The following is a 16,774-nucleotide window of genomic DNA, read 5'->3' on the forward strand; positions in this document are numbered from 1 at the left end:
GATACGCAGGATGAGTGACGGGCCGCACACGCCGGTGCTTGAATCGCGGGCCGCCGGCCACGTCGGGCACGGCGGCGGCCACGCGCAGGTCGCTGCCCGGGACCGGCCGGGCCAGCGCCTCGGCGCTGCCGGCCAGTGCGGGATCACCCTGCTCGAGCAGGCTCACGCCGCCCTGGCGCAGCGCTACATAGGTCGATGCATCGCCCGCGGCATCCTCGATGCCCGCGGCGAACGGCGCGAACGGAAGCCGCACGAAAGCCACCGCCGGGCCGGCAGCCGAGGTCACCGGAGCGGCGAGGCCCATCCACAGCCGATTCTGCTCGCGGATCGCGCCCGCGGTGGGCTTGCCGGCGGCGAGCGCCGCTTCCATCACCGCAAGACGCCCGTAGCCCACCGCAGCCCTGGGCTGGCCGAGCGCGGCATAGGCCGCATCCAGGTCCGCCGGCAGCACGGACGCGCTGTCGGCGCCGGCCCAGCCGCGGGTGAGCGAGACGCCCGCATCGGCCAGGTCGCCGCGCGCGAGCGCGTTGCGCACCGCCGGTGCCTGCAGTTGCGTGGCGAACCGCTTGTGCGCCGAGGCCAGCGCGTCCTGCGCGGTCCGCACCGCGGCATCGCGCACGTCGGTGACGGCATCGCGTCGCTGGCCGTCGTTCCACAGCCGCCACGCGTTGAAGCCGAACCAGCCCGCCAGCACGAGACCCAGCACCGCCACGAGCGGCAGCGCCTGCCTCAGCTGCGCCGCCACGTCCGCGCGACTGCCGACCTTCAGTTCCATCATCTCCGCCTCCTGCTCAGCGCACGCCGGTATGGCCAAAGCCGCCGGCGCCACGCTCGCTCGTTTCGAATGTGTCGACCACCTGGAAGCGTGCCCGCACGATCGGCAGCACGACCAGCTGGGCGATGCGATCCCCCGGCTCGATCGTAAAAGCCGCCTCGCCCCGGTTCCAGACGCTGACCATCAGCGGCCCCTGGTAGTCCGCGTCGATCAGCCCGGTGCCGTTGCCGAGCACGATGCCGTGCTTATGCCCGAGGCCGGATCGCGGCAGGATGACGGCGCAGAGCGCGGGGTCGGCGACGTGGATGGCCAGGCCCGTGGGGACGAGGTGCGTCTCGCGCGGGGCGATCGACAGCGGCGCATCGAGCGCGGCGCGCAGGTCGACGCCGGCGCTCGCGGGCGTGGCGTACTCCGGCAACGCCCACGCGGCGCCGTAGCGCGCGTCGAGCAGGCGGACCTCGATCGTGCGTTCGCTCATGCCAGCCGGGCCTCGACCAGGTCGAGCAGCCCGTGCGCGATGTCGGCCTTCGCGCCCGGGCCGAGCGTGGCCGCGCCCTCGGCGTCGAAGACCAGCAGCGTGTTCTGGTCGCTCTCGAAACCGGAGCCTTCGACGCCGACGCGGTTGGCGGCGATGAGGTCGAGCTTCTTGGCGGCCAGCTTGGCGCGTGCATAGCCCTCCACATCATGCGTCTCCGCGGCGAAGCCCACGACGAGCCGGGGTCGCCGCGCATGCGCGGCCACTTCGGCGAGGATGTCGCGCGTGCGCACCAGTTCCAGCGTGAGCCCGTCCTGTCCGGCCTGCTTCTTGAGCTTGCAGGGCGAGACGGCGACCGGGGTGTAGTCGGCCACCGCCGCCGCGCCGATGTAGACGTCGCAGGGCAGCGCGGCCATCACCGCGGCATGCATCTGCGCCGCGCTGCGCACGTCGATGCGCGTCACCCCGGCGGGCGTGGGCAGGGACACCGGACCGGCCACGAGCAGTACGTCGGCACCGCGCGCGGCCGCCGCGGCGGCCACCGCGAAGCCCATCTTCCCGCTGCTGCGGTTGCCGAGGAAGCGCACGGGGTCGAGGTCCTCGTAGGTGGGGCCCGCGCTGACCACGACGCGGCGGCCGGCAAGCGCGCTCATGCCGCGTCCCCGGCGAGCGCGCGCACGATGTCGGCGGGTTCGAGCATGCGGCCCTCGCCCGTCTCGCCGCAGGCCTGGTCGCCATGCCCCGGGCCGAGCACCAGCACGCCGCGCGCGCGCAGGGTGGCCACGTTGGCCTGCGTGGCCGCATTCGCCCACATCACGCGGTTCATCGCCGGCGCGACGGCGACCGGCGCCTCGGTGGCCAGGCACAGCGTGGAGACGAGGTCGTCGGCGAAGCCGTGCGCGATCTTCGCCAGCGTGTTCGCGCTGGCCGGCGCGACCACGACCGCACTGGCCCAGCGCGCCAGCTCGATGTGGCCCATCGCCGCCTCGGCGGCCTCGTCCCAGAGCGAGGTGCGCACCGGCTGGCCCGACAGCGCCTGGAAGGTGGTGGCGCCCACGAAGCGCTGCGCGTTCCGGGTCATCGCCACGCGCACCTCGGCGCCGGCCTCACGCAGGCGGCGCACCAGCTCGGCGCTCTTGTAGGCGGCGATGCCGCCGGTCACGCACAGCAGGATGCGATGGCCGGAAAGCGCGGTCACGTGGCGGGAAGTCCTACGCCGGAAGCGGCCGACAGCTTACCCGAAGGCAGGAAGCGGCCCGACGGACGCCACGCACGCTTCGCGCTGCAATGGCGGGGAAGGATCGATGCGTCCACGGAGGGACACCATGCACATCCGCGACTGGCCGGCCGCCGAGCGCCCGCGCGAGAAGCTGCTCGCCCGCGGCGCCGGCGCGCTGTCGGACGCCGAGCTGATCGCGCTGTTCCTGGGCTCGGGCCTGCGCGGGCAGGACGCGGTGGCGACCGCGCGCGAGCTGCTGGCCGCGCACGGGCCGCTGCGCGTGCTGCTCGAGCGCGGCGCGGACGGGTTGTCCGCCCTGCCCGGGCTCGGCCCCGCCCGCGCCTGCAAGCTGGCCGCCGCGCTGGAGCTCGGCCAGCGCGTGCTCGCGGCGGAACTCGAGCGCGGCCAGGCCCTGCACGACCCGCCTTCGGCCGGCCGCTATTTCGCCCAGCGCCTGCGGGGCCGTCCGCACGAGGTGTTCGCCGCGATGTTCCTCGACACCCGCCATCGCGTGATCGGCTTCGAGGAGCTGTTCACCGGCACCATCGACGGCGCGGAGGTGCACCCGCGCGAGGTGGCGCGGCGCGCGCTGGCCTGCAATGCCGCGGCGGTCATCGTCGGGCACAACCACCCCAGCGGCAGCCCGGAGCCGTCGGCCGCCGACCGCGCGGTGACCGCACGCCTGAAGCAGGCGCTGGCACTGGTGGATGTTCGCCTGCTCGACCATTTCGTGATCGGCGACGGGCCGGCCACCTCGATGGCCGCACGGGGCTGGGTGTAATCGGGTGGCGTTGCGGGCGTCGTCGTCCGGGCAAGCCCGTCCCGGGGCCGGGCCCCGCGGCCGGGGCATGACGGCGTCGCGGCGGCCGGATCATCCCGCTGCGCGGCGGCTGCCACGCGACCCGCTCGTACGCCTGGAGGCGGACCGGCCGACGCCCGACCTCGCCCGCGCGCCCTCCTGCATCCGCCTCGCACGACCGGCGGCCGACCCGTTCAGGGCGCCGCGACCCCCTCGCGTACAATCGCCGCCCCGTTTTCGCACCGGTCCCGCCCGTGAAATCCACCCTCCGCGCGCTGGTCGCGCAGGCCATCGAGTCGCTGCGCGCCGCCGGCCACCTGCCGGCCGATCTCGCCACGCCCGAGTTCGTGATCGAGCGACCCAAGACCCGTGCGCAGGGCGATTTCTCGACCAATGCCGCGATGCTGCTGGCCAGGCCGGCGAAGTCGAACCCGCGCGCGATCGCGCAGCTGCTGGTCGATGCGCTGCCGGCCAACGAGGCCATCGACAAGGTGGAGATCGCCGGCCCCGGCTTCATCAACTTCCACGTGGCCGAAGCGGCCTGGCGCGGCGTGCTGCGCGAGGCGGTGGCGCAGGGCGCGCGCTTCGGCCGCAACGAATCCGGCCGCGGCCATCGCGCCGGCGTCGAGTACGTCTCGGCCAACCCCACCGGCCCGCTGCACGTCGGCCACGGCCGCGCGGCGGTGATCGGCGACTGCATCGCGCGCGTGCTCGAGGCCAACGGCTGGGACGTGGCGCGCGAGTTCTACTACAACGACGCCGGCGTGCAGATCCACAACCTAGCCATCAGCGTGCAGGCGCGCGCGCAGGGCCGCGGGCCCGACGATGCCGGCTGGCCCGAGGACGGCTACCGCGGCGACTACATCATCGACGTGGCCCAGGCCTATCTGCGCGGCGAGAGCGTGGAAGTCGAGGGCCATACCGTCACCGCCGCACGCGACCCGGGCGACCTCGACGCGATCCGCCAGTTCGCCGTGGCCTGGCTGCGCCGCGAACAGAACCTCGACCTCGAGGCCTACGGCGTGTCCTTCGACGTCTACTTCCTGGAAAGCTCGCTCTATACCGACGGCAAGGTCGAGGAGACCGTGCGCGAGCTGATCGCCAAGGGCCACACCTACGAGGACGGCGGCGCGCTGTGGCTGCGCACCACCGACTTCGGCGACGACAAGGACCGCGTGATGCGCAAGTCCGACGGCACCTACACCTATTTCGTGCCGGACGTGGCCTACCACCTCTCCAAGTGGCAGCGCGGCTACGAGCGCGCGATCACCGAGCTCGGCGCCGACCACCACGGCTCGCTGGCGCGCGTGCGCGCCGGCCTGCAGGCGCTCGACGTCGGCATCCCGCAGGGCTGGCCCGAGTACGTCCTGCACCAGATGGTCACGGTGATGCGCGGCGGCGAGGAGGTGAAGCTCTCCAAGCGCGCCGGCAGCTACCTCACCCTGCGCGACCTCATCGACGAGGTCGGCCGCGACGCCACGCGCTGGTTCCTGGTCGCGCGCAAGCCCGATTCGCAGCTCACCTTCGACATCGACCTCGCGCGCAGCCAGTCGCTGGACAACCCGGTCTACTACGTGCAGGTCAGCCATGCGCGCATGTGCGGGCTGATGCGCCAGCTCAAGGAGCGCGGGCTGTCGTTCGACCTGGAGGACGGCCTGGCGCAACCGCTGGACCTGGGCGATGCGCCCACCCACGAGCTGGTCGCCGCGCTCTCGCGCTGGCCGGAGGTGGTGGAGACCGCCGGGCGCGATCTGGAGCCGCACCAGATCGCCGCCTACCTGCTCGAGCTCGCGCAGGCCTTCCAGTCGTATTACAACGAGCACCAGTTCCTGGTCGACGAGGCCCCGACGCGGAACGCGCGCCTGGCGCTCGCTTCAGCGACGCGTCAGGTGCTGGCGAATGGACTGGGCCTGCTGGGCGTGTCCGCCCCCGAGGTGATGTAAGTGGCAGCAAAGCGCGGAAAAACCCAGGCGCGCCGCTCCGGCGGCAACGGTGGCGGGCTGCCGGGCTGGGCCTGGCTGGTCATCGGCGTCGCCCTGACGCTGCTGGTCGTGCTGGCCGCGCCGAAGCTGTTCAAGTCCGGCGATGGCGGCTTCTTCCGCCCCACGCCCAATCCCGATGCACAGCCGCAGCCGGTGGACGAGGAGGCCGTGGTCGATCCCGAAGCCGACGCCCCGCAGGCCGCTGCCGGGGGCACCGAGGGCAAGTCCGCGAAGGCGACCGAGTACGACTTCTACCGGCTGCTGCCGGGCCAGGAGGTGCCGGTGACGGACGCCGAGCTCGCTGCCAGCGAAAAGGCCGAACAGGCCGAGCGCGAGCGCGCCGTCGAGGTCGTCCCGCGCCAGCGCAGCGGCCAGCGCATGCGCCGGCGCGTCCAGCACGCAGCCGCAGCCGGGGCAGCCCGCGGTCACGTGCCGGAGAAGCTCGGCTTGCGGCGTTCCAGGAAGGCGGTGGTGCCCTCGCGCATGTCACGCGTCGAGAACATGAGGCCGAACTGCGCGGCTTCGTATTCCAGCCCTTCCTCGATGCCGCACTCGCCGCCATGGTTCACGCAGTCCAGCGTGCCACGCAGCGCCAGCGGCGCCGACGCGGCGAGCTGCTGCGCGATGGCCATGGTCTGCGCCTCGAGCTCGCCGGCGGGTACCACGCGATTGACGATTCCGAGCTCGCGCGCCCGTGCCGCATCGATCGGCGTGCCCAGCAGGCAGAGCTCGAGCGTGGCCGCGCGGCCGGCCAGCCGCAGCAGACGCTGCGTGCCGCCGAAGCCCGGGATCAGGCCGAGATTGATCTCCGGCTGGCCCACGCGCGCGGTGTCCGCCGCGATGCGCAGGTGGCAGCACATGGCCAGCTCCAGCCCGCCGCCCAGCGCGAAGCCGTTCACCATCGCGACCACCGGCTTCGGGCTGCGCTCCACGCGCCGCATCATGCGCTGCCCGCGCAGCGCGAAGTCGCGGCCCTGCACCGGCGTGAGGGTGTTCATCTCGGCGATGTCGGCGCCGGCCACGAAGGCCTTGGGGCCCGCGCCCGTGAGCACGATGGCGCGGACGGCATCGTCCGCGATGGCCGCGGCGAAGGCGGCGTCCAGCGCGTCCAGCGTCGCGGCGTTGAGCGCGTTGAGCTTGTCGGGGCGGTTGACGGTGATCACGCGCACGGCGTCGCGATCGGCGACGGTGACCGGCGGGGAAGCGGCGGGGTCGGACATGAAGGATCCCAACGGGAGGAGAACGGGGTGCCCACGGCCGCCTGGAACGCGGCGGAACTCGCGGACGAGGCCGCGGTCACAGGGCTTGGCGTCAGTGGCAGTTAAGGCCTGCCGCCCGTATCCTAGCGCGCCACTCGGGGCTGTCGACCGGGGTGCATCGCGGGGACCTCGAAGGTCCAATGCGCATGCGGCGCACCGAGCATCCTTTCCGGAGGTTTTTGAATGAAGTTGCGTTTGATGGCCGTCGCGACGGCGGCCCTGGTCCTGTCCGCGGGTTTCGCCAGCGCGCAGGACACCACGTCCGAGAAGGGCAAGCTCAGCTATGCGCTCGGCTACGACGCCGGCGTGAACATCGCGGGCCTGGCGGCCCGTGGCGAGCAGATCGACATCAACACCGTGGTGAAGGCGTTGCAGGACGCCTACGCGAAGAAGGACCCGGCGGTGCCCGTCGACCAGCTCCGCACTGCGGTGCAGTCGATGCAGCAGCGCCAGGAGGCCCGTGCCAAGGCCGAGTGGGAGAAGGCCGCCGCGCAGAACAAGACCAAGAGCGATGCGTTCATCGCGGCCAACAAGGCCAAGGCGGGCGTGAAGCTGCTTCCCAGCGGCGTGCAGTACCGGGTCATCGAGAACGGCACGGGTGCAAAGCCGACCCAGGCCAGCACGGTGCAGCTCGAGGTCGCCGGCCCGTTCGCCTGGGGCGAGCGTCCGCCGCAGGCGCGTCCGGCGCAGGCCATCCCGGCCATGAAGCTCAGCGAGATCGAGATGCCGGCCATGCGCGAGGTGCTGCTGCAGATGCCGGCCGGCTCGAAGTGGGAAGTCACGCTGCCGGCCGACAAGGCCTACGGCGCCGACCCGCGCACCGGCTTCCCGCCGAACGTCGCGGTGCAGTTCGAGATCAAGCTGGTCAGCGTCAAGTAACGATCCGGACCGTGGACGCATGGCGTCCACGGCTTTGCCGGCTCGTCATCGTGTCGTCCCCGAACGCCGGCCCCGCGCCGGCGTTCGCCGTTTTGCGGCCGGCCCGGTCGCTGCCAGAATCGCCGCATGAACCTTCCCACCGCCCGCGCCGTGCTCAGCCCCTGCGTCGGTGTCTGCGAGATCTCCGCCGACGGCCTCTGTGCCGGCTGCCTGCGCACGCTCGACGAGATCGCGCGCTGGTCGACCATGGGTGACGCCGAACGCCTGCGGGTGATGGATGTCGTCCTGCCGCAGCGCGAGGCCGCCCGCGACGGGTCCGCGTGAGCGTGGACGCGGTGCTGCTTGCCCGGCTGCGCCGCGCAGTGCATCCGGTCGCGTCGCCCCCGGAAGGCCCGGGCTGGAACCTGCATGAACTCGACGACCTGGTCGACGCGCGCGCCCTGGTGCCCGCGGCCGTGCTGGTTGGCCTCGTGCCGCGCACGGAGGGGGCGCGCGTCCTGCTGACGCGCCGGGTGGAGGGCCTGCGCCGCCACGGCGGGCAGGTGAGCTTTCCGGGCGGACGCGTCGACCCGGGTGATTGCGACCTCGTCGACGCGGCCCTGCGCGAAACCGAGGAGGAAGTCGGCATTCCGCGTGGGCTCATCGAACCCTGGGGCTATCTGGATCCGCTGGCGACCATCACGGGCTTCCGCGTGGTTCCCGTGGTCGCGATGATCGACCCGGCCTACGTGGCGGTGCCGGATGCGCGCGAGGTCGCGGACGTGTTCGAGGTCGACCTGCGTTACCTGCTCGAGGCAGGCAACCGCGGCGCGCACCGCCTCGAGCACGCCGGCCGCGCGCGCGAGGTCTGGGAGTATCGTTACGAGCCGCAGCGCATCTGGGGCGCGACCGCCTCGATGCTGGTCAACCTCGCCGAGCGACTGGAGCGCACCGCATGAGCCACTGGACCACGCTGGTTTCCGCCGGGACGCTGCGCGAGGCGCTCGTTCGCGAGGACCTGGTCGTCATCGACGCCCGCGCCGTCCTCGCCGACCGCAGCCGCAGCGAGGCCCAGTACCGCGCCTCGCACCTGCCGGGCGCGCGCTATGCCGACCTGGAGCGCGATCTCTCCGAGCCGGGGCGGCCCGGCGGCCGCCACCCGTGGCCGGACGATGCGAAGTTCGCCGCGCTGCTTGCGCGCTGGGGCGTGCATCCGGGCGACCAGGTGGTGGTGTACGACGCAGCCGAGGGTGCACTGGCGGCCGCACGCCTGTGGTTCATGTTCAAGGCCTGGGGCCACGAGCGCGTGGCGGTGCTGGACGGCGGGTGGAACCGCTGGCTCGCCCTGGGCTACCCCGTGGACGACGCCCCGGTACAGCCTGTGCCGACCCGATACGGGGGCCGTTTCGACCGCACGCGCCTGCTCGACAGCGAGGCGGTGCGGCGGCATGTCGAGGCCGGCGGGTTGCTGGTCGATGCGCGTGCGCCGGAACGCTTCCGCGGCGAGGTCGAACCGCTCGACCGCGTGGCCGGCCATGTGCCCGGCGCGGTGAACCGTCCCTTCGCGCTCAATCTCCACGAGGGACGGTTCAAGTCCGCCGACGTGCTGGCGGGCGAGTTCGGCCGGCTGCTGGGCCCGGTGCCGCCGGAGGGCGTGGTGGTGATGTGCGGCTCCGGCGTCACCGCCTGCCACCACCTGCTCGCCATGGAGCATGCGGGGCTGCACGGCGCGCGGTTGTCGACCGGGTCCTGGAGCGGCTGGATCGAGGACCCGGCGCGACCGGTGGCGACGGGCGACTGATCGCCGCCGCGTCGGCCGGCGCGTTCCCGCATGCGGCCAGCCGGGCCGGGGACGGAAGCTGTCGCGCCGCTGGCCGCGCGATGCGATTACTTTCCCAGCCGCGCCAGTACCGCCCGGAGCGCGGCCTGCGTGTCGGGGCGGTGCCAGCCTTCGACGAAGCGCTCGAGCTCGATGCGGCGCGGATGCAGGGCGTCGACGACGTCGGCGCGTGCGATCGCGCGCGTTTCCAGCATCGGCTCGCGTGGCAGCGCGAGCAGGCCCTGCAGCCATGCGATCGCGCGGGGCAGGGTGTCCTCCGGCGTGGCCACCTCGTCCACGAGGCCGATGGCATGCGCCTCGTCCGCGGTCGGCATCAGCCCGCCGACCAGCAGCCGCTCCGCGCGATGCGGCCCGACCACGCGGCGCAGCAGGGCCTGGATGCCCTCCGGGGCCACCAGCCCGACCTGCGTCTCGTTGAGGCCGATGCGGAAAGGCCGGGCCGGGTCGGGCGAGCGCGCCATGACGCGGTAGTCGCAGCACAGGGCGAGCACGCAGCCGCCGGCCGGCGCGTGCCCGGCCATCGCCGCCGCCACGGGCACGGGCGAATCGGCGATCGCGCGCGCGGCGCCGAAAAACGCCTCCCAGGCGTGCATCAGGGCGTCGTGGTCGTGGCCGAGCGACATCAGGTAGGGCACGTCGAGGCCGGCCGAGAACACCGAGGGCCCGCCGCTGAGCACGATGCCGCGCGCGCCGGAAACGATCGCCGTGGCCAGCCCGTCGCGGATGGCCGCGCACAGCGCCGGATCGAGGGCGTTGACCGGTGCGCGCGCCAGGCGCAGTTCGGCGATGTCGCCGTGCGAGCGGGTCTCGACGAGGTGCATGCGGGTCTCCGTAGCGATGTGCGCAGACTACCGCGCCCATTCAGCGCGTGACACCGCAACAGCCATAGAATTCGCCCATGCGCATCCTGCTCGCCCTGCTCTTGCTTGCTCCCGCGGCGGCCCTCGCCGGCCGGGGGGTCGATCCCTGCAAACCCGTCGTCGAGAAGGGCTGGGTGCGCATGGCGCCTGGCATGCTCATGGGGGCGGCGTTCGCGGTGCTGCGCAATCCGTGCAAGGCGCCGGTGGCCATCGTGTCCGCATCCAGTCCGGCGTTCGCGGATGTCAGCCTGCACGAGACACGCATCGAGGATGGCGTGAGCCGCATGCGCGCGGTGCCGCGGATCGAACTGCGCGCCGGCGCGGCGGTGGAACTCAAGCCCGGCGGTTTGCACGCCATGCTGATGCAGCCGCGCGCGCAGGTACGCCAGGGAGACCGCGTGCGACTGGAATTCGTGCTGGCCGACGGCCGCCGCGTGGCCGCCGACCTGCCCGTGCGCGCGACCGCGCCCTGATCAGTGCCGCGCGCAGGCCGCGCGCACCGAACCCGGCAACGGCGCGGCGCGTCCGCTGGTGCGGTCGATCCAGACCAGCACCACGTTGCCGTCGCAGTAGGTGACGCCGCCTTCGGTCGCGTCCACGATGCGATGCCCGATCGTCAGGCTGGTATTGCCCAGGCGCTCGACGAAGAGTTCGATCACCACGTCCCCGGGCCATTCGATGGGCCGGCGGTAATTGAGGTTGGACGCCGCGACGACCGGCGCGACGTCGTCGTCGAGCCCCATGCCCGGGATGGTGAGCATCCAGCGCAGCCGCGCCTCCTCGAGGTAGCTCAGGTACTTCGAGTTGTTGACGTGGTTGAAGGCATCCAGGTCGCGCCAGCGCACCGACAGCGGCACGCGGATCAGCTCGCCGGGGCGCAGCGAAGCCTGGCGCGGGATCGCCTCCGGGGCCGGCGTTGCGCGTGCCGGAGCGGTGGCGGCCGACGTGGTCGCCGCCGTGCGTTCCGCGCGCGGCGACGGCGCGGTAGCCGCGGCGGGCACGGGCGGCGCGCTCGCGTCGGCCACGTCGACGGTCGGGGACGACGCGGGTTCGACCGGCGGCGTGCTGCCGGCAGCCGGCGTCGCGTCGGCAGGCCCCGCGGAGGGCTCGGGCCGGTTCGTGTCAGCGGGGACGGAAGCGGCTGCCGGCATCGACCCGGTGGGCGCGTCGCCGGCCGCACTGGTATCGGCCAACTGCGCCGGGTTGATGACCGCAGCGACCCGGGCCGGCTCGGACGCGGCGGCAGCGGTGTCTACCGCGGCCGGCACGGCATCCGCCTGCAGCTCCGCGCCGTCCTGGAGCGCTTCCGTCGCCTGCTTCGTGGTGCGCTTGGCCGGGGCGCGCTTGCGCGGCGGCCCGCGGCGGCGTGGCTTCTTCTCGGAGGGCGGGGGCGGGGTGTCGGTCATCGCGATGCGGTCTTGCGCTTGCGGCCGGGGGTCGGCGCGGGCGCGACAGCTTGATCGCGTCGGAGCAATGGCGCAAGGAAACGGCCGGTATGCGACTGCGGCATCGCCGCGATCTCCTCGGGCGTGCCGCAACCGAGGATCGTACCGCCGCGGTGCCCGCCCTCGGGGCCGAGGTCGATCACCCAGTCCGCGGTCTTGATCACGTCCAGGTTGTGCTCGATGACCACGACCGTATTGCCTTCGTCGCGCAGGCGATGCAGCACGCCCAGCAGCTGCTCGATGTCCGCGAAGTGCAGGCCGGTGGTGGGTTCGTCGAGGATGTAGAGCGTGCGCCCGGTATCGCGGCGCGAGAGTTCCTTCGAGAGCTTGACGCGCTGCGCCTCGCCGCCCGAGAGCGTGGTCGCGGGCTGCCCGAGCTTGATGTAGCTCAGGCCCACGTCCATCAGCGTCTCCAGCTTGCGGCTGATGGAGGGGATCGCGTCGAAGAGCTGCAAGGCATCCTCGACGGTCATCTCGAGCACGTCGTTGATGTTGTAGCCCTTGTAGAGGATCTCCAGCGTCTCGCGGTTGTAGCGCTTGCCGTGGCAGACGTCGCAGGGCACGTAGACGTCCGGCAGGAAGTGCATCTCGACCTTGATCAGGCCATCGCCCTGGCAGGCCTCGCAGCGCCCGCCACGCACGTTGAAGGAGAAGCGCCCCGGCGCGTAGCCGCGCGCGCGCGCCTCGGGTACCTGCGCGAACAGCTCGCGCAGGGGGGTGAACAGGCCGGTGTACGTCGCGGGATTCGAGCGCGGCGTGCGGCCGATCGGCGACTGGTCGATGTCGACCACCTTGTCCCACAGCTCGATGTTCTCGTAGCTGTCGTGCGGTGCCGGGGACATGGCCGCGCCGTTGAGCTCGTTCGCGGTGATCGCGTACAGCGTGTCGTTGATCAGCGTGGACTTGCCCGAGCCGGACACGCCGGTGACGCAGGTGAGCAGGCCGGCGGGGATCTCGAGGTCGACGTTGCGCAGGTTGTTGCCCTTCGCGCCCCTGAGCCGGAACGTCATCGTGCGATCGGGCTTGCGTCGCGTCGCGGGCACCTCGATCCTGCGTGCGCCGCTGAGGAACTGGCCGGTGGCCGAGGCCGGGTTGGCCATCACGTCCGCCGGGGTGCCCTGGGCGACGATGGTGCCGCCGTGCACGCCCGCGGCCGGGCCGATGTCCACCACGTGGTCGGCCAGCCGGATCGCGTCCTCGTCGTGCTCGACCACGATCACCGTGTTGCCGAGGTCGCGCAGGCGCGTGAGGGTGCCCAGCAGGCGCTCGTTGTCGCGCTGGTGCAGGCCGATCGAGGGCTCGTCGAGCACGTACATCACGCCGACCAGGCCCGCGCCGATCTGCGACGCCAGGCGGATGCGCTGCGCCTCGCCACCGGAGAGCGTGTCGGCCTTGCGCTCAAGCGTCAGGTAGTCCAGCCCGACGTCGACCAGGAACCGCAGGCGGTCGGTGATCTCCTTGACGATCTTGGAGGCGATCTCGCCGCGCCAGCCGGGCAGGGCGAGCGTCTCGAAGAAGCGCAGGGCCGCGTCGATCGGGAGGATGGTGATGTTGCCGATCGAGTGGTCGGCGACGAAGACGTTGCGCGCCGAGCGGTTCAGGCGTGCGCCGCCGCAGTCGGTGCAGGGGCGGTCGCTGATGTACTTGGCGAGCTCCTCGCGCACCGCGTCGGACTCGGTCTCCCGGTAGCGGCGTTCCAGGTTCGGGATCACGCCCTCGAAGCGGTGCCGGCGCTGGTAGCGCCCGCCCGAATCATTGACGTAGGTGAAGGTGATCGCCTCCGTGCCGCTGCCGTAGAGCACGGCATTGCGCGCCTTCTCCGGGAGCGCGCTCCAGGGTGCGTCGACATCGAAGCCGTAGTGCCTGGCCAGCGACTGCACCAGCTGGAAGTAGTAGGTATTGCGACGATCCCAGCCGCGCACCGCGCCGGCCGACAGCGACAGGTCCGGATGCACGACCACGCGCGCGGGATCGAAGAACTGGCTCACGCCCAGGCCGTCGCAGGTCGGGCAGGCACCGACGGGCGAATTGAACGAGAACAGCCGCGGCTCGAGCTCGGGCAGCGAGTAGTCGCAGACCGGACAGCTGTACTTGGCCGAGAACAGCTGGGGCGCGGCGGCGGCGTCGTCGATCGACTGCACGATGGCCATGCCGTCGCCGAGCTTGATCGCGGTCTCGAAGGATTCGGCCAGGCGCTGCTTCATGTCCTCGCGCGGGCGGAAGCGGTCGACGACCGCCTCGATCGTATGCTTGGTGCGCAGCGCGAGCTTGGGCACCTCGTCGATCTCGTAGAGCACCCCGTCAACGCGCACGCGCACGTAGCCCTGGGCGCGCAGCTGGTCGAAGATCTGGCTGTGCTCGCCCTTGCGCTCGCGCACCACGGGCGCGAGCAGCATCCAGCGCTGCTCCGGATCCAGCGCGAGGGCCTGGTCGACCATCTGGCTGATGGTCTGCGCCTCCAGCGGGAAGTGGTGCTCGGGGCAGCGCGGCGTACCCACGCGCGCGAACAGCAGGCGCAGGTAGTCGTAGATCTCGGTGATCGTGCCGACGGTCGAGCGCGGATTGTGCGAGGTCGACTTCTGCTCGATCGAGATCGCCGGGGAGAGGCCCTCGATGTGGTCGACGTCGGGCTTCTCCATCACCGAGAGGAACTGCCGGGCATAGGCCGACAGCGACTCGACGTAGCGGCGCTGGCCCTCGGCGTAGATCGTGTCGAAGGCCAGGGACGACTTGCCCGAGCCGGACAGCCCGGTGATGACGATCAGCTTCTCGCGGGGGAGGTCGAGGTCGACGTTCTTCAGGTTGTGCGTCCGCGCGCCGCGGATGCGGATGAATTCCATCGCCATCGGTAAATCCTGGGGGAGGGGTCGCCGGCGGGCGGCGAACAGGCAAGCCTATCGGGAGCGGCAAGTCGGGACAATTTCGCGGCCGCGCCGGCTCGGGCGCGTGATCGGGGCCGCTGCGCCGCGTTCCTGAACAGGGATAGGGTGGGGCGTGGGCGTCGCAGGCCCTGAGACGGGCCCCGAGCGCACCGCGCGTGAAGGGGATGTTGCGGCAAGTGGTTGAGTCGCCTAGAATTCCGCTTCTGTCCGCGCGCGTACCGGCGGCAGGACCACAATAACTACAGAGGAAGTCTGGTCATGTACGCAGTACTGGTCACCGGCGGTAAGCAATACCGCGTGATGGAAGGCGAGACGCTCCGCGTCGAGCTGCTCGAGGCCGATGCCGGCAGCGAGATCACCTTCGACAACGTCCTGATGCTCGGCGGCAGCGATGGCGTGAAGGTCGGCGACGCGCTCCAGGGCGCGACCGTCAAGGCCACCGTCGTCGGCCACGGCCGCCACGACAAGGTCAAGATCGTGAAGTTCCGTCGCCGCAAGCACCACCGCAAGCAGATGGGCCACCGTCAGCACTACACCGAAATCCAGATCACCGGCATCGCCGCCGGCGACAAGAAGTAAGGAGAAGCCGCCATGGCACACAAAAAGGGCGTAGGTTCCACCCGCAACGGCCGCGACTCCAACCCGAAGTACCTCGGCGTGAAGGTCTACGGCGGCCAGGCCATCGAGGCCGGCAACATCATCGTGCGTCAGCGCGGCACCCAGTTCCATCCGGGCCCGGGCGTCGGCCTGGGCCGCGACCACACGCTGTTCGCGCTGGTCGACGGCAAGGTCGATTTCTCGGTCAAGGGCGCGGCCAAGCGCCGCACAGTCAGCGTCGTCGCCGCCGAGTAATCCGGCGCGCGTTGCTGCGAGGAGCCCCGCTTCGGCGGGGCTTTTCGTTTCTGCGCCGTGTTCCGGCCGTTCGACGGCGCGCCCGCGCCGAAGCCGCTAAAGTCCCATCCCGCTTCGCCATGCGAAGTCCCGCCGGCGCGTGCCGGCGTCCCCATGAAGATCGATCCATGAAACTCGTCGACGAAGCCGAAATCCAGGTCATCGCAGGCAATGGCGGCAACGGTTGCGTCGGCTTCCGCCGCGAGAAGTTCATCCCGCTCGGCGGCCCCGACGGCGGCGACGGCGGCGATGGCGGCAGCGTGTGGCTCGTCGCCGACGAGAACCTCAACACGCTCGTCGACTTCCGCCACCAGCGCATCTTCAAGGCGCAGCGCGGCGAGAACGGCATGGGCCGGCAGATGTACGGCAAGGCGGGCGACGACCTGGTCGTGACCGTGCCGGTAGGCACCGTGGTCACCAATGTCGAGACCGACGAGGTGATCGGCGACCTGACCCGCCATGGCGATCGGCTGCTGGTCGCGCAGGGCGGCAAGGGTGGCTTGGGCAACATGCATTTCAAGAGCTCGGTGAACCGCGCGCCGCGAAGGGCGCTGCCGGGCCTGCCGGGGGAGCAGCGCACGCTGAAGCTCGAGCTCAAGCTGCTGGCCGACGTCGGCCTGCTCGGCTTCCCGAACGCCGGCAAGAGCACCTTCATCCGGGCGGTCTCGGCGGCGACGCCGAAGGTCGCGGACTACCCGTTCACGACCCTCTACCCGAACCTCGGCGTCGTGAGCGTGGAACCGCACCGCAGCTTCGTCATCGCGGACATCCCCGGCCTCATCGAGGGCGCGGCGGACGGTGCCGGGCTGGGCGCGCAGTTCCTTCGCCACCTGCAGCGCACGCGCCTGCTGCTGCATCTGGTGGACGTCGCGCCGATGGAAGGTGGGGTCGAGGGCGTGAGCCCGGCCGAGCAGGTGCGGGCGATCGAGCGCGAGCTCGGCAAGCACGACCCGGAGCTGCTGCAGAAGCCGCGCTGGCTGATCCTCAACAAGGCCGACCTCGTGCTCGACGAAGAGCGCGACGCGATCGCGAAGGCGGTGATCGACGAACTCGGCTGGAGCGCCCCCTGGTACGTGGTCTCGGCCATCGGCCGCGAACGCACCTGGCCGATCATGAAGGACGTGATGGCCTTCTTCGACCGGCAGCGCGAGGAGGCCGAAGAGGCCGCGCGCGAGGAGGGCTATCGTCGGGACAGTGACGCGCCGGGCGCCGCCGCGCCGTCCGCCTGATCGACGACGGCCGGGGCGATGGGTGGGCTGGCCGCGAGCGTCTTGGGGTGCCTACAGCGGCGTGCAAGCGTGGCGGCCCCGGCGGATCGCGCTGCGCGCGGCGCGTGCGCGCCGGGGCGGGTGGACGGCAATGCGACGGCCGTCGCGCCCGGCCGGTTCCACGCCATGGCCTCCGGCAACGACGCCTTCCCGATGCCGCGCGTCCACGGCCCACAAAAAAACCCGGCCGGAGCCGGGTTCTTTCGGTGCGCTTCGCGCGT

13 protein-coding genes and 4 pseudogenes are annotated in these 16,774 nt (G+C 71.9%); 9 read left to right on the top strand and 8 right to left on the bottom strand.

Features of this window, described 5'->3' with window-relative positions:
• From EYQ95_RS21680 to coaBC, 3 genes and pseudogenes are all read right to left on the bottom strand, one after another.
• A pseudogene (locus EYQ95_RS21680) lies at nt 1-778 on the bottom strand (hypothetical protein); the annotation flags it as partial.
• Nucleotides 779-791: 13 nt separating this feature from the next.
• Nucleotides 792-1,253 carry a dUTP diphosphatase gene (gene dut, locus EYQ95_RS21685; RefSeq protein WP_132330458.1) on the bottom strand — a complete coding sequence of 154 codons (462 nt, stop codon included), beginning with the start codon at nt 1,251-1,253 and terminating at the stop codon, nt 792-794.
• Nucleotides 1,250-2,424 (bottom strand): annotated as a pseudogene (gene coaBC, locus EYQ95_RS21690) (bifunctional phosphopantothenoylcysteine decarboxylase/phosphopantothenate--cysteine ligase CoaBC). Before coaBC ends, dut begins: the two are co-directional and overlap by 4 nt.
• A 151-nt stretch (nt 2,425-2,575) precedes the next feature.
• Here coaBC and radC point away from each other — a divergent pair.
• A complete protein-coding gene (radC, locus tag EYQ95_RS21695; RefSeq protein WP_132330460.1) occupies nt 2,576-3,250 on the top strand; it encodes a DNA repair protein RadC in 675 nt (224 codons plus the stop codon).
• 272 nt (nt 3,251-3,522) lie between these two features.
• On the top strand, nt 3,523-5,211 hold the full coding sequence (argS, locus tag EYQ95_RS21700; protein ID WP_132330462.1) for an arginine--tRNA ligase: 1,689 nt from the start codon (nt 3,523-3,525) through the stop codon (nt 5,209-5,211).
• Here argS and EYQ95_RS21705 read toward each other — a convergent pair.
• Both EYQ95_RS21705 and EYQ95_RS21710 read right to left on the bottom strand, forming a co-directional pair.
• On the bottom strand, nt 5,143-5,649 hold the full coding sequence (locus EYQ95_RS21705) for a hypothetical protein (RefSeq protein WP_132330464.1): 507 nt from the start codon (nt 5,647-5,649) through the stop codon (nt 5,143-5,145). The two genes, argS and EYQ95_RS21705, sit on opposite strands and share 69 nt — an antisense overlap.
• A gap of 26 nt (nt 5,650-5,675) precedes the next feature.
• Nucleotides 5,676-6,470, bottom strand: a complete 795-nt coding sequence (locus EYQ95_RS21710) for an enoyl-CoA hydratase/isomerase family protein (protein ID WP_132330466.1) — start codon at nt 6,468-6,470, stop codon at nt 5,676-5,678.
• Between the two features lie 222 nt (nt 6,471-6,692).
• Here EYQ95_RS21710 and EYQ95_RS21715 point away from each other — a divergent pair, with 222 nt between their 5' ends.
• The 3 genes and pseudogenes from EYQ95_RS21715 (at nt 6,693) to EYQ95_RS21730 (ending at nt 9,168) form a co-directional block, all read left to right on the top strand.
• Nucleotides 6,693-7,388 (top strand): FKBP-type peptidyl-prolyl cis-trans isomerase N-terminal domain-containing protein, encoded by a 696-nt coding sequence (locus EYQ95_RS21715; protein WP_132330468.1) that lies wholly within the window; start codon nt 6,693-6,695, stop codon nt 7,386-7,388.
• A gap of 126 nt (nt 7,389-7,514) precedes the next feature.
• Nucleotides 7,515-8,326 (top strand): annotated as a pseudogene (locus EYQ95_RS21725) (CoA pyrophosphatase).
• Nucleotides 8,323-9,168, top strand: coding sequence for a sulfurtransferase (locus EYQ95_RS21730; protein ID WP_132330474.1), 846 nt, complete (start codon nt 8,323-8,325; stop codon nt 9,166-9,168). The pseudogene EYQ95_RS21725 and the gene EYQ95_RS21730 overlap by 4 nt, the downstream one beginning before the upstream one ends.
• An 86-nt stretch (nt 9,169-9,254) precedes the next feature.
• Here the strand turns inward: EYQ95_RS21730 and EYQ95_RS21735 are convergent, their stop codons facing one another.
• The gene (locus tag EYQ95_RS21735; RefSeq protein WP_132330476.1) at nt 9,255-10,028 is read right to left on the bottom strand and encodes an enoyl-CoA hydratase/isomerase family protein; all 774 of its coding nucleotides are present in this window, start codon (nt 10,026-10,028) and stop codon (nt 9,255-9,257) included.
• A gap of 77 nt (nt 10,029-10,105) precedes the next feature.
• On the opposite strand from EYQ95_RS21735, the gene EYQ95_RS21740 reads away from it, so the two are divergent.
• Nucleotides 10,106-10,540 (top strand): copper chaperone PCu(A)C, encoded by a 435-nt coding sequence (locus tag EYQ95_RS21740; RefSeq protein ID WP_132330478.1) that lies wholly within the window; start codon nt 10,106-10,108, stop codon nt 10,538-10,540.
• Here EYQ95_RS21740 and EYQ95_RS26905 read toward each other — a convergent pair whose 3' ends face one another.
• Together EYQ95_RS26905 and uvrA are read right to left on the bottom strand one after the other, a co-directional pair.
• On the bottom strand, nt 10,541-10,948 hold the full coding sequence (locus tag EYQ95_RS26905; RefSeq protein WP_132330522.1) for a thioesterase family protein: 408 nt from the start codon (nt 10,946-10,948) through the stop codon (nt 10,541-10,543).
• Between the two features lie 590 nt (nt 10,949-11,538).
• Nucleotides 11,539-14,358, bottom strand: a pseudogene (gene uvrA, locus EYQ95_RS21750) (excinuclease ABC subunit UvrA); the annotation flags it as partial.
• 294 nt (nt 14,359-14,652) lie between these two features.
• On the opposite strand from uvrA, the gene rplU reads away from it, so the two are divergent.
• The 3 genes from rplU (at nt 14,653) to cgtA (ending at nt 16,514) form a co-directional block, all read left to right on the top strand.
• The gene (rplU, locus tag EYQ95_RS21755; protein ID WP_132330482.1) at nt 14,653-14,973 is read left to right on the top strand and encodes a 50S ribosomal protein L21; all 321 of its coding nucleotides are present in this window, start codon (nt 14,653-14,655) and stop codon (nt 14,971-14,973) included.
• 12 nt (nt 14,974-14,985) lie between these two features.
• Entirely contained in the window at nt 14,986-15,246 is a 261-nt protein-coding gene (gene rpmA, locus EYQ95_RS21760) for a 50S ribosomal protein L27 (RefSeq protein ID WP_132330484.1), read from the top strand.
• A 167-nt stretch (nt 15,247-15,413) separates the two neighbouring features.
• Nucleotides 15,414-16,514, top strand: a complete 1,101-nt coding sequence (gene cgtA, locus EYQ95_RS21765) for an Obg family GTPase CgtA (RefSeq protein ID WP_132330486.1) — start codon at nt 15,414-15,416, stop codon at nt 16,512-16,514.
• The last annotated feature ends 260 nt before the right edge of the window (nt 16,515-16,774 follow it).

This window comes from Lysobacter sp. N42, from assembly GCF_004344885.1.